Origin of the sequence: Dyadobacter jiangsuensis, assembly GCF_003014695.1 — a bacterium.
Taxonomy (GTDB): domain Bacteria; phylum Bacteroidota; class Bacteroidia; order Cytophagales; family Spirosomataceae; genus Dyadobacter; species Dyadobacter jiangsuensis.
In genome coordinates this window covers 66,993-79,710 of the sequence record NZ_PYAS01000006.1, presented here as the reverse complement: position 1 = coordinate 79,710, position 12,718 = coordinate 66,993, and the positions used below count along the sequence as shown (strand labels likewise).

Sequence of the window (12,718 nt, the reverse complement as noted above, 5' to 3'; positions counted from 1 at the left end):
CTAATGTAGGAAAACAATCGATGTAACCCGATTTTCATGCTTCTAAATCGCTTTTCAGGCATGTTTTTAGTCACTCCTTTCAAATTAGAATACTATTAGAGTTTACCGGCGCCGCCCGTTTCGCCTTGAATGCGGGCCGGAGATTCGTTATTTTTGGTTAGTCTAAAAAATATTTTCATGGAGCTGTATTACTCTTTTTCCGCATTAATCGTCCTCTCTGCGATATTTTCCTACCTCAATTCCCGGTTTCTGAAATTGCCTCCGTCCATTGGCGTCATGGTGATCGCATTGATGGTCTCATTGGGGCTCATCGCTACCGATAGCATATTTCCACGCACATTTATCCGCATTTCAACGCTTATCGCGAGTGTCGATCTGACTGAAATACTCATGGGGGCGATGCTCAACTTTCTGCTTTTTGCCGGGGCCATCCATTTGCATTTGGAAGATCTTCGGGAGCAGCGTTTGCCGGTCATTATTTTTTCCACCGTCAGCGTGGTGATTTCCACATTCGTGATCGGTTTTCTGATTTACTATATCCTGCCGTTGATCGGAATAAGCATTCCGCTCATCCAATGCCTCGTTTTCGGCGCGTTGATTTCCCCTACGGACCCTATTGCGGTGCTCGGGATTCTCAAACAGGCGGGTGTTCCCAAATCACTTGAAACGAAGATCGCCGGCGAGTCGCTTTTCAATGACGGTATGGCGGTCGTAGTTTTCATTCTGATGCTTGCGCTGGCGCGGGGCGAGGAAGTAAATACGTCGTTTGCAGGTATTGCAGGCCTTTTTGTGAAGGAGGCAATCGGCGGTATTTTGCTGGGCTTGCTGCTCGGTTTTTTGGGTTCCAAAATGATGTACCGGGTGGATGGCTACAATGTACACGTGCTCATTACGCTTGCGATCGTGATGGGCGGGCACCTGGCTGCGCAGGCATTGCACATGTCAGGCCCGCTGGCGATGGTGGCGGCTGGTCTGGTAGTAGGAAATTATGGCAAAAACCCCGGTGCCGTTTCGGATACCGAACGCGACTACATCGATAAATTCTGGGAGCTCATTGATGAAATCCTGAACGCGATCTTGTTCCTGATCATCGGTTTCGAATTGCTCCTGATCCCGGATATGAAACAATATGGCTGGGCGGGACTGGTGGCGATCGCGGTGGTGCTTTCGGCGCGTTTCATTTCCATTTACATTCCGGTTAAGCTGATTCCTTTTAAGACGCGCTTCGGGAAGAAATCGATTACCATATTGGTATGGGGAGGTTTGCGCGGAGGTGTTTCCATTGCATTGGCATTGTCCATTGACCAGGATCTCCATAAAGACCTACTGTTGGCAATTACCTATTTCGTGGTGCTGTTCTCGATCATCGTGCAGGGGCTCACGGTAGGCAAACTAACCGACCGCCTGCCCGACGATGCGGAAGCGGCTGCCTAGGAAGCCGGCCCGGCAACGAGCTGGTTGAGCAACGTATTGATCTTGTTCAGCCAGATCGTTTGCCCCTCGCAAGTCCAATGCGAATCGCCTTTCATATACGAAGAACGGCCCATACGACGAAAATCTCCAAGGACGTCGATATATGGAATGTCGAGTTTGGGGTGATTGTACACCCGTTCGATAAGGTTATTGTAAACGCCGTAATCGGGGCTGAGCACCGAGGTTTTGTTGGGGATAATGGAGAGAATCACATTGTCGAAACCCAGTGAATCCGCAAAATCGCGGCTTGCATGCAGGTTTGTGATCATGGAATCCAGCTCTGTCTCGCGCACAGGTGTGAACGACGACGTGACTTCCGGAGTATCGGTATCCATATAATACACAATGTCGCGATCATTATTGACAAGGGTCACGCCGGAAGCGGTCCTGTCGAAAAAGCGTTGGTTGAAATCCGATTTCCATTCTTTAATACGCAATGTGAAGTCGTTCTGGAAAAGGAAACCGTCGAGCCTGTCGGCGGTATGTGAGCCTTTGAAAGCCTCGTCGAGCTGGTGCATGAGCTTGGTGGAAGCACCGTTTTGAATAAATGTCGCCGAGTCGGGAACGAGTACATGAAGGGCCGATGAAGCGAATTTCTGGCGGAAATGCCGCTCTACGCTTTCCATCAGCAAGATATTATGCTGAGTTGTGTCCAGTTTGATATGCAGGAAATCAGACCATTTTACCCAGGTGTATTCATCCACCGGAAAATCGTTCTGTCCAACTCTTCCTTTCTCCGTAAAACTATCGCCGATAATGTACAAATGCACTTTCTTAGCCGATTGCGGCCGAGCCGGCGGTACATAGCCGGCGCATTGATGACGCGGATCACGGAATGCTGATAGGGTAGAGAGCTTGTATAAATCGCCATACTGGTAGCCGTCTTCCACAACCTGTTCTTTCCACAGCCAGGGTAAAATGGTCGGGCTCAGACCCACGATCCAGATGAGGCAGCCGATAGCCAGCGCGATATATCTTAAAATTTTCATAGCATTATCTCAACTTGATCGACCAGACCTGTATTTTCTTTTCCGACCGGCTGAATATCAATAATTTGTAATAGCCCGGCTGATACGTAAGCTGCACCGGCATTTCCGACGGGATCGCTTTGTCTCCCAGGCGCCTTCCATTCATATCAAAAACAGTGGAATAACTCCCTGATTTGATCGTGATAAACCGGTTATCGACCCCGAAGAAGTGGTACTGGATCACCGAATTTGGCAAAATATCCTTGATCTCGAACAGCTCGCGGCCGTCTTTGGTAATAATAGCGGTTTTCGAGTTAACCGATCGCACCAATATCCAATCGAGGGAATTGCGGTCGAAAAGGATCCGGAAACGCGAACCCGGTTCCGGCCGCAGGAGCTGTCGGCGAGACGTGATTTTGCCATCCAGGCTAATGCGGATCAGCTCACCGGATACGCTCACGCCTGCGAGCTCAGGTTGGCCTGTTTGCGGGTTTTGCGCCCAGGTGAAAGGGCTTTCGGTTCGTGTCAGAATGTCGACGGGGAAGCCAAGGCGCACCGTACCATTTTCTTTCAGCAAATAGATCTTTCCGTTCTGCTGCGTGACAATGAAGCCACGGTTACCGATCTGATTCAGCGCTACTACCGGCCCGACGATCTTTTCAAAACGGATAGAATGGTTTAGCCGTTTGAGCGGACGGGTCACACTTTCCCAAACGAATAGTTCTTCCGCCGAGCTCTTGACGATAAACCGGTTACTGCCGTCCTCGCCGCCATCGATGAGGTACAATGCCGAGATGAGGTCGGAGGTCGGCAAATGTGCCTGGAAAGTCGAAACATTGGAGGAGTCGTCTTCATCCAATGCGTATACCGTGCGCCCCGTGGCGAAAATGCGCTGCTGGCGGCCAATGTTCAGGAAGTCGACCTTGTAAGCCGCCGCACCAATCGCGCCGTTCAGTTTGGCGATGGTTTCGGTTTTACCCTCCCGCAGATTATTGGTTCGGAGCAGATTGTGTTCCTTGTCGGTCAGCAATATTTCCGAGCTTCCGTCGATCGGGTTTTGCAATGCGGCCAATTCCGAATCGTAAATGTCCGGCCATTCAATATCAATATTCAGGAATGTACGGTTGAGTACCTTGCTGGCGGTTTGCCTTTTTTTGGGATGGAACGTAAGCACGGGAAATGCTTCGCTGCCTTCGAAACGGCATTGCAGCGTGATGGACTCCATTTTGGCCGTGAGGTCGCTGTACTTTTTGCTCACCTGCGTCTCCTCGCCCGACTGCGCTTTCCGCAGGTTCACGATCATCGAAAGCTGCGCTTCGTTGTTCACATTGGTCAACACGCTGTCGTATTCCGGGGATTGCTGCCAGGTGATCTGGTTTTCGTAATCAACAATGTAGTTCTGCAAAACCTGTGAGTTGTTACTTATTACCAGGTAGGGAGCAATGTATGTAATGTAGCTGCGCGGGAAGCCGGTGAACATCGGTCCGTAAAGGCCTGCCGGGAGTTCGGGCACCGGTACCGAGTAAATATCGTACCCCTGGTATTGGTCGTTCGAAACGTTGCTTTCCTGGTTGGCCAGCTGCGCGAGCTTTTGCAGTACGGGCCTTACTTTGTCATAGTTGGAGAACTCCGCCAGTAGGATTTTGCCGTCGGTAATGCTGTTGTTTTCTTCCAATTGGCATAACACAAACTCCGAACCGATGTTGTCCACCAGCACATTGCTTTCGCCGGCAATGTAATAGTTGAGCTTATCCCAGGCAGGCGATTTGTATTTTTTATGCCATTTCAAAAATGCCTCCTTGAATGCCGCTTTGTCGGACGCCGCTGCGCGGTAAAGAAACGAAGTCTGCTGAGACACATGCTTGTGCCCGATAAACGGCGTGCCGGGATTGTTTTTCAGGATTTCGGCCAGGTAATAATCCGGCGCGTCGGCACCATCTGATTTCACCACCAGATTTCCCTTCTTTTCCGCTTTTTCAATGTGAAAATCCTGGTAAGCCGGGAAGCTTTTTCCAAATTCGGCGAGTGTAGCCACGTTTTCCATCGACATCACCGATTTCCAGGCGTCGGTGCGGAGGTAAATGCTCGTGCCGTAATCCGAGTCGTTGATATTTGAAAAGCGCGAACGCAACCGGAACGAACTGATATTGAGCGACGAAGCACGCACGGCGTCTTCGATCAGATCGCCATAATAGCTGACGATCAGGTAATGATCTTTCACCAGGTAGGAAAACAACGGCCGGGAGTTGGCGTCGATGGCGTCGGTAATGCGGTGGTCCTGGAAATTGTGGTGCAGAAGCCGGATGTTGGCGTGCTGCGGGCTGGCTAGCCATTTGGTTTCTTCCTCGGTGACGGGAATGTACATGATCACCCCCCATTCCGTGCTGGTACGCGGGTGGTACGAGTAGGAGAGGGCTTTGCCTTTCAGGAATGTTTTGAGTTTTTTGGCATCTTTCGTCAGCAGGTTGAGCAAAGTCAGGTTGTCGCTGGCGATGTCGAGGAGAGGAAGCCGTTTGAGATCAAGTGCAGCTTCTGTGGCCGTGTAAGCCGAATCTTGCAAATGCTCGCTGGTGATTACCACCACGGCATTGGAGGGGATGAATTGCCAGGCTGCCGACGAACCCCTCGACCATTTGAACAGGAAATATCCTGCTGATGCGGTAAGCACGATCAGCAGGATAGCAATCAGTTTTTTTTTCGACACAAGCCTGTTTTTTAAGCGCGGATCGCTTTCACTTTATCATTCAGTTCGAGGCGAAACCGCAAGAGTTCTTTAAAGCTTCGGATGCAAACTTTCCACAGGTTCCATTTCACAATTGAAACGGTGCCGGTTTCCCGGTCTTTATGGGTGATAGGGATATCGAACAGCTGCTGCCCTGATTTTTTAGCCATCACAGCCAGGAAGATGTTCGGAGCGAACGGTTCCGGGTCGGGCAGCTGGTTCATCAGTTTTTGCAGGAATGTTCCTTTAATCAGACGGAACGGGATATTGCTGTCCATGATGAATGTACCATAAACAGTAGAGATCGTGCCGCGGAGGAATTTCGTGATAAAGAGGCGTACGCCGGCGTCATGCCGAACCTGGCGGTAGCCGAGTACGAATTGGGATTGGGAGCGTTTGTCCCAGAGTTTGTCAAAATCTTCGGAAACGAACTGGTCGTCGCTGTCGGTCTGGAACACATATTCCGAACCTACTTCCAACGCCTTGCGGTAACCGTTCACGACCGCATTGCCATGCCCGCCGTTTTTCTGATGGACAACCGTCAGATTGTCGATCTTTTTGTCCAACTCATCCAGTAATACCTTCGTATTGTCTTTCGAACCGTCGTTGATGACGATCAGGGTAGTGTTATCGTTGGGGAATTTAGTTTTGAGGAAGGAGGTCCAATTATAAACTACTTTTTCGATACAATCCTGCTCATTGTATGCGGGCATTACTATACTCAGAAGATATGACATGCAAAAGCGTATTTGGTATGTTGCGCGAAATTAATAAATAAAGCCTGTAACCGGGCTATGGGGTTTCATTATTTAGTAAGCGTACTTGTCTTTCAAGGCGTTAATCGGTTTCTCGAAAAAGTGCCAGGAAACCGACGCCACTAAGACAGTGAGCGCCACTACGACCGTTGCTTCGAACGCAATATTGCCTTCTAAGCTGGGGATATATTGATATATTTTCCGGAAAAGCCTGACCGTCGGGTGCATGGGACCGCTGTGAAAATGGTTGTATACAAAATTGTGGTACAGGTACAGGCCATAGCTGATTTTGCCAAGATAAATACACACCGGATTTTCCAGGAACGCGGCCATCCAACCCTTGAAACCCATCACAGCGCGTCCTATGAGCATAAACCCGAAAATGGACGACATGGTTCTGTCGAGCACCACGTACGGGAAGTTGAACGGCTGTGCCAGCGATTTGGCCCACCATTGAACCAGCACCCAACCCAGGAAACCAAGCAATACCGGCCACGATTTGTTAAAAAACTTAACAAACAAATCATTCTTGTAAAGCTGCATCCAGGCCATGAGCCCGCCCAACGCGAAAGAATCGAAGCACGTGGGTGTGGATACATAGGTTACTGTCCATTCGCCCATGGTGACGAAATTGGTCCCTGGTATTCTGCCCGAATAGAAAATGTAAGCGCGCAGGAGAATGCTGAAAACACCCATCAGGCCCAGCACGGGCACCAGTTTATTCCTTGAGATAAAAAATATAAGGAAAGGGAAGAAAAGATAGACCTGCTCTTCCACGGCTAGTGACCACAAGTGGTCTACTGAACCCAGCCAGGTTTTATGAAGAGCAATGTAAATGTTGGTTCCGTACAATGCGAGCCAGGGCAATTTGTCGCGAACTGGCGGTACATTGAAGATAAATAGCAACGCGATGATCAGGTAGTAGACCGGGAAAATCCGGATCGTTCTGCGGATCAGGAATTTACGCAGGTATTTTTTGAAACCTCCCGGTGTTCCGTAAGTTTTCTCTTTGCTTTTGAGCAAAATACGGGAGATCAGGAAACCGCTGAGCACGAAGAAGATCGTTACCCCCAAAGCGCCAAACGGAATGATATTGATCTCCACGATCAGGTGATCGAGCAGAACAAGCCCCACTGCAATAAAGCGCACGCCGTCAAGTTGAATAATGTGTCCTTCCGAATTGGTGCGCATGGTTACCAGTTAACTTTCACTTCTTTTTTATGCGATTCTTTGACCGTCACACGCTGTTCTTTGAACAGAATGCCGGTTTCCTCGCCCTGCTGGCGGATAAGCGCCACTTTATAACTTCCCTTGTCCATTTCGGAGAACGGGATATCGGCATAGAAGCCCGGGGCGAAGTAATATTGTTTCAGGAACAGCTGCTTGCGGCTCGTGTTGCGCGTGCGCAGGGCGGGGAAAATGTAGTAGCATTTATCCGAGCTCAGCAGCACGTACACGCCGCTATCCTGCAATCGCTGGCTGGTGAATGTGGTGTTGCTCACCTTAATCGATGCAGTATCGCTGGTAATGGTGGTTTTGTCGTACAAATCGACCATACCCCGCGAGCTTCCCGCATAGTTCTGACGGTCTGCAACGGAAATCAGCGGCAGCCATTTGTCGTAAATGACCGGCGTTTTCTCCATAATATTAGCCGCAAACGATGTATCTGCCGGATATTTCAGCGACTTGTCGGTAAACGTCCAGTTGAATTGTGCGGTTACCATCTGCTTTCTCAAATTGTAAGCGTCCACCAGATGGTAATGATAGCTGAATACATTGAATGTGACCGCCAGAGCGATAATTGCGGTAATGTAAGGCGATAGGAAACTGCCGCGGATCGGGACCACAACATAGATGTAGGCGATGATCAGCAGGAGCACCGAGTATATCTTAACCTTGCTGGCAATAAGTACATCGAATCCGAAACCCGCGCGGCCGTGAACGACAATCGCGGCAGTACCGAGAATAAACAATATTGCCCCCAGGCAGAACAGGTCGGTAGTGCGTTCGAACTTGTTGGAATGCTTATTCTTGATAATCCTGAAAAGCGTCGTTGAACCAATGGAAATAGCGACGAGGAATAAAATCACACCCAGGAAAATACAAACCTTAATGTGATTCAGAACCGGAATACATTCTGCAAATGAGCCCAGGAACGCCATGTAGCCTTTGACAAGTTGCAGCAGCGAAGCTTTTGATTCGGGGTTGTAGTCGGGTTGTTTATACCAATAAAAATAGCAGAAGATCTCGGCAATGCTGATGATGGTCCACAATGCAAAGCGCTTTCTATTCCCCGCAAGAAATAGCAAACCAGCCCCAAGCGGCAGCACCATCAGCCCATTGCCGCTGGTAAGCACGGTTACCACGCTTAATAATATGGCGATGGTAAATGGCAATACTTTGGGATTGATGACCAGATACAGTGTCCAGAGGACGAGTGTTACCACCCCGAAATTCTGCACTGCCGACATGCCCCAGTACATATTCTCCCAAAACGCCAGCGTCATCCACAGGAATGGAATGGGTACCAATGCAAAAAGGGGCTTTTTGTTCTTTTTGAGCAGGTCGTAAAACAGCGGGATCGCTGCCAGGAGCAGGATGTTGCCCGCGGTCATCAGATGCCGGTAGTTGAGGTGCCCGAAAATAGCGTAGTCGATCCAGGCGAACAGGCGCGTCAGCGCAATGCGGTGCTCGTTATGCTGCCTGAAAAGTGCCAGGATTTTCTCTTTCCAGCCGCCAGCCTGCGCATATTCGGCGATGAAGTTTTTCAGCGCATGGTCGTCCCATTTGGGAATATTGATGGCATAGTAATCCCATACCGTGAAATAAATGGCAACGGGTAACAACAGGATCAGGCTCAGAATAATGGTAAAAGCCTTTTTCGTCATGCCGGGATCATTAGTTGGCTGATGCTCGACAGGATCGAATCTGCGTCAAGTCCGGAAAGCTTCTGATGATAGCTTTGGCTGCCGTAGCGGCTGTTGGGATATCCTTCCGCTTTGAGACTTTTAAATACCGAAGGGAAGATACCTTTTTCCAGCAATTGAACGGAAAGTTGTTGCGCAAGCCCGCCCGTGCTGATATGCTCTTCGGCAACGAGAATCGCAGGCGCTTTTTTCACCAGCGTGATCAGCTCGTCCGTCAGTTCCAGCGGGAAATGCAGGGCAGTCACCACGTTCACCTTTTCGGCAAGCTCGGGTGCCAGCGCCAGTGCAGACAACACGTTATTGGCAACCGGTCCCAATGCAAAAACGGTCGTTTCGGCATGGGCAGGCTGGTGAATCACTTTAAAAGAACCCGTGATGTAGCTGTTCGCAGGAGTGGTTTTTCCGGCGCCCAGGCGCAGGTATGCAGGACGGGCGTCCGAGGCGATCTGCCGCACAACCGGAACTACTTCGTCGGCAAATGCAGGTACCCACACCTGGGCATTCTGCTGGCCGCTCAAACACGCGAGGTCTTCGATCGTGTGGTGGCTGCTGCCCATGATCCCGTAGCCATATCCGCCGCCGTTACCGACCAGGAACACCGGCAGGTTGTTGAAACAGACGTCGTTACGGAACTGTTCGAGGCAGCGGTACACGATGAATGGCGCAATGCTGTAACAGAACACTTTATATCCTTTGTGCGCAAAGCCGGCAGCTACACCCACCATATTCTGCTCCGCAACACCGGCATTGATAAACCGCTTGCCCATTTTGGCCTGCAAGTTTTCCAATGCATTATATCCTAGATCGCCTGTGATGAAGATAACGGAGTCGTCCTCTACCGCAAGCTCTTCGATGGCCGTTGAAAATTCTTTTCTCATCGTTAAGTGGGCGCTACGCCGATTGATTGCTTAACTTAAATGGAATGGCTGCCTAACCGGCTGATACCATGCAATTTATTACTTTCTCAGTTGTTTTACCAAAGCCCGGATCTCGTCGGCAGTTTTATAGGCCTTCGGTCCCCGGCGTATTCTGGTGCGGATATACTTGGGCCGCTTTTTAGTTTCTTCGAATATCTTGGTAATGTATTCTCCCAAAAACGAAATACCCAGGATGGTGAGCCCGCCGAAGAATACGATCAGGATAATTACGGTACTAAGCCCTCTTGGCGTATCCGGGAAGAAAAAGAATTTAGCCAGTATCTGCCATACTATTCCCAGAATGGAAAGCGCCGTGAGCCCGAATCCGGCATAACTCATCAATTCCAACGGTGCGAAACTGAATGAGAAGATCGCCTTTTTCGCCCACCAGATATTCTTCGTCCAGTTGTTGGTCGATACGCCGAACATCCTCTCAGGACGCACGTAAGGTACGCCGGTTTGCTTGAAACCTACCCACGCACGCAAGCCGCGCAGGAATTGCTCGGTTTCAGGCAGATCCACCAATTCCTTCACCACTTTGCGGTCGATCATCGAGAAATCGCCGGCGTCACGCGGGATGGGAATGTAGCTCAGCCCCTGGAATACCTTATAGAATGTCTTATAGAAGAAATGAATATGCGGTTTCATCTCGCGCTGCACGCGCACGCCGTACACGACGTCGTATCCATCCATCCATTTTTCGTAGAATGCAGGGATAATTTCAGGCGGATCCTGCAAGTCGCCGTCCATGAGCACCACGCAGTCACCCGTCGCGATCTCCATCCCGCTCAGGAATGCCGATTGTGAGCCGAAGTTACGCGAGTGGCTGATGCCTACCACGTTAGGGTCTTTGTCGCAAATCGCATTGATGACTTCTTCCTGGTTATCAGGCGAGTTGTCATTTACAAATATGATCTCGTAGCGGACTTTCAGTTCATTGAACGTCTTCACCAGCCTTTCGTACATGAACGGGATCGCCTGCGCGTCCTTGTAACATGCGATGATCGCCGTGATAACCGGGTTCAGTTTTGGATTTTCAAAAGCAGGGATCAACCTCGACTCATATTGCACAGCATCCTGCCATTGGCTGTAACGGATCAAGCCGTCTTCGAGAGATGTTTTCGCTTTCCAGCCGAAATCGTTTTCGAATGCAGTAGGGTCTCCAAACCATTCGGCAAGGTCCCATTTGCGGTTCGACATGCTGCCCCATTCAGGTTCTTTGGCAATCGAAAACGCCTTGCGCGTCACGTCCACGAGGTCGCCCATTGTAGTTTTACGACCGGTAGCGATGTTATAGGAGCGTCCCGATTTTTCGTCGTCGATTTTCAATGCCGCATCCAGAAACGCCTCCACACAATCTTCCACAAACACAAAATCGCGGCTGATATCCGGAGACACCAGCGAAGGTAAATTTTTCTTACGTGCATTCTCGATCAGACGCGGGATCAGGCGGTCGGGCTCTTCCCAATAGCCGTAAATCGAGTACAAGCGCAGGTTGAGTGTTTTCAGGCCCGCGACTTTGGCATAATATTCCAGGAGATACGCCGCCGACACCTTGGAAACCGCATAATGGCTGTTCGGCTCTACGCGGTCGGTTTCTTTGGGCGATGTACAGTTGAAACCATACTCGGAACTGCTTCCGGCATGGATGTAAACCATATCCTTCGTGCAGTTTTGGAGGATGTTGACCGTCCCGAGGACGTTAGTTTCGTAGGTCAGGTTTACATTACTCTGCTTGCTGTACGCACCATAGGCCGCAAGATTGAAAATCGTCTGCGGTTTATATTTTTCAAATACCTCCTTGATGGAGTTGTCGGAAAGAATGTCGCAGTGAATGATGTTTTCAAACGGGACATTCAGCAGTTTCAGACGCCATGCTTTGGTGGCATCGTGCGTCACTGCATAACAATCCTTCCGGATTTTGAATATGTCATTGAAGAGATTGGCGCCAATGAAGCCGCTGGCACCGAAAACAAAAACTGGCCCTTTTAATTTCTCTATTTTATCGCGGTAAACCGGTAAATGGTCAAGCATTCGTCAATTCATTAAGATAACGTTCTTTTACTTCCAGCGTAGCTTGCTCATACTGGTCTTTATTCATGGGCAGGTAATGCCATTCCAATTTGTTTTCCATATAAGAAACCCCTTTTCCTTTCACGGTATTGGCGATAATGGCTTTCGGGAGACCGTTTTTGTGCTCCTTTAACTCAGTGATTGCCGCGCTGATGGCCGAGATATCGTGACCATCCACTTCCACCGTTTCAAAACCGATCGCTTTCCATTTTTCAACGGAAGCAGTTTCTCCCAAAACCTTATCCGTAAAGCCGAAACCTTGCAGGCCATTCTTATCGATGAGCATGATCAGGTTATCGAGCTGGTTCTGGATAGCGTAGTGAGCAGCTTCCCAGGTGGTACCTTCGTTGGTTTCCCCATCAGACAACAGCGTGAAAGAATACGTTGCATCGTCAGCGACCTTTGCAGCGTGGGCAATGCCCGTTGCAATCGGTAACCCGTGGCCCAGCGAGCCGGTAGCAAACGGAATACCCTTGTACTGGCGTGGCGCAGGGTGGGCGGGCAATGTGGTGCCGTCGAGGTAGAATGTATCCAACTCTTCGTCGGTAATTTCCCCCAGCGTATTCAGGCATGCGTAGAGTGCAGCCGCGGCGTGGCCTTTGGAAAGAATGAAAGTATCGTCGGTCGACTTTTGAAGGAAAAGAACAGCGATCATCAGATCGATGCAGCTGAGTGAGCAACCGATATGGCCCGCATTGGCCTGATGGTAAAGGCCCAATATTTTCAGGCGAAGCTCGCCGCTCAACTGTTTAGGGTCTTTTAATATCTCTTCTGCTGTCATGCCTGATGTTGTATGTCGATGTAAGGAATTGCCTGCAAAATAAAGGCCAGATCTCCGGTTTTAAGTCCGCAATATACAAAATGTTATTGGACGGCTCTGCCA

General features: G+C 49.8%; 9 protein-coding genes. 1 reads left to right on the top strand and 8 read right to left on the bottom strand.

Features of this window, described 5'->3' with window-relative positions; genetic code table 11:
• Positions 1–177 precede the first annotated feature (177 nt).
• Positions 178–1,434 (top strand): cation:proton antiporter, encoded by a 1,257-nt coding sequence (locus CLV60_RS13675; RefSeq protein ID WP_106595938.1) that lies wholly within the window; start codon positions 178–180, stop codon positions 1,432–1,434.
• Here CLV60_RS13675 and CLV60_RS13670 read toward each other — a convergent pair.
• The 8 genes from CLV60_RS13670 to CLV60_RS13635 all read right to left on the bottom strand — a co-directional run bounded on the left by CLV60_RS13670 (position 1,431) and on the right by CLV60_RS13635 (position 12,616).
• Positions 1,431–2,462 carry a hypothetical protein gene (locus CLV60_RS13670; protein WP_106595937.1) on the bottom strand — a complete coding sequence of 344 codons (1,032 nt, stop codon included), beginning with the start codon at positions 2,460–2,462 and terminating at the stop codon, positions 1,431–1,433. The genes CLV60_RS13675 and CLV60_RS13670 overlap by 4 nt on opposite strands.
• Positions 2,463–2,466: 4 nt before the next feature.
• Positions 2,467–5,145 (bottom strand): DUF3352 domain-containing protein, encoded by a 2,679-nt coding sequence (locus tag CLV60_RS13665; RefSeq protein WP_106595936.1) that lies wholly within the window; start codon positions 5,143–5,145, stop codon positions 2,467–2,469.
• Between the two features lie 11 nt (positions 5,146–5,156).
• On the bottom strand, positions 5,157–5,900 hold the full coding sequence (locus CLV60_RS13660) for a glycosyltransferase family 2 protein (RefSeq protein ID WP_106595935.1): 744 nt from the start codon (positions 5,898–5,900) through the stop codon (positions 5,157–5,159).
• 72 nt (positions 5,901–5,972) lie between these two features.
• Positions 5,973–7,109 (bottom strand): acyltransferase family protein, encoded by a 1,137-nt coding sequence (locus CLV60_RS13655; RefSeq protein ID WP_106595934.1) that lies wholly within the window; start codon positions 7,107–7,109, stop codon positions 5,973–5,975.
• Between the two features lie 2 nt (positions 7,110–7,111).
• The gene (locus CLV60_RS13650; protein ID WP_106595933.1) at positions 7,112–8,806 is read right to left on the bottom strand and encodes a hypothetical protein; all 1,695 of its coding nucleotides are present in this window, start codon (positions 8,804–8,806) and stop codon (positions 7,112–7,114) included.
• A complete protein-coding gene (locus CLV60_RS13645; protein WP_106595932.1) occupies positions 8,803–9,723 on the bottom strand; it encodes a transketolase family protein in 921 nt (306 codons plus the stop codon). Before CLV60_RS13645 ends, CLV60_RS13650 begins: the two co-directional genes overlap by 4 nt.
• A 78-nt stretch (positions 9,724–9,801) precedes the next feature.
• Complete coding sequence (locus CLV60_RS13640; protein WP_106595931.1) at positions 9,802–11,796, bottom strand: NAD-dependent epimerase/dehydratase family protein; 1,995 nt, start codon at positions 11,794–11,796, stop codon at positions 9,802–9,804.
• Positions 11,789–12,616, bottom strand: coding sequence for a transketolase (locus CLV60_RS13635; protein ID WP_106595930.1), 828 nt, complete (start codon positions 12,614–12,616; stop codon positions 11,789–11,791). The genes CLV60_RS13640 and CLV60_RS13635 overlap by 8 nt, the downstream gene beginning before the upstream one ends.
• Positions 12,617–12,718 lie beyond the last annotated feature (102 nt).

What these genes read in the sequence shown, in the direction of transcription:
- CLV60_RS13640 (WP_106595931.1), bottom strand. Translation starts at nt 11,796, where the DNA reads ATGCTTGACCATTTACCGGTTTACCGCGATAAAATAGAGAAATTAAAA.
- CLV60_RS13635 (WP_106595930.1), bottom strand. Translation starts at nt 12,616, where the DNA reads ATGACAGCAGAAGAGATATTAAAAGACCCTAAACAGTTGAGCGGCGAG.
- CLV60_RS13660 (WP_106595935.1), bottom strand. Translation starts at nt 5,900, where the DNA reads ATGTCATATCTTCTGAGTATAGTAATGCCCGCATACAATGAGCAGGAT.
- CLV60_RS13675 (WP_106595938.1), top strand. Translation starts at nt 178, where the DNA reads ATGGAGCTGTATTACTCTTTTTCCGCATTAATCGTCCTCTCTGCGATA.
- CLV60_RS13655 (WP_106595934.1), bottom strand. Translation starts at nt 7,109, where the DNA reads ATGCGCACCAATTCGGAAGGACACATTATTCAACTTGACGGCGTGCGC.
- CLV60_RS13645 (WP_106595932.1), bottom strand. Translation starts at nt 9,723, where the DNA reads ATGAGAAAAGAATTTTCAACGGCCATCGAAGAGCTTGCGGTAGAGGAC.
- CLV60_RS13650 (WP_106595933.1), bottom strand. Translation starts at nt 8,806, where the DNA reads ATGACGAAAAAGGCTTTTACCATTATTCTGAGCCTGATCCTGTTGTTA.
- CLV60_RS13670 (WP_106595937.1), bottom strand. Translation starts at nt 2,462, where the DNA reads ATGAAAATTTTAAGATATATCGCGCTGGCTATCGGCTGCCTCATCTGG.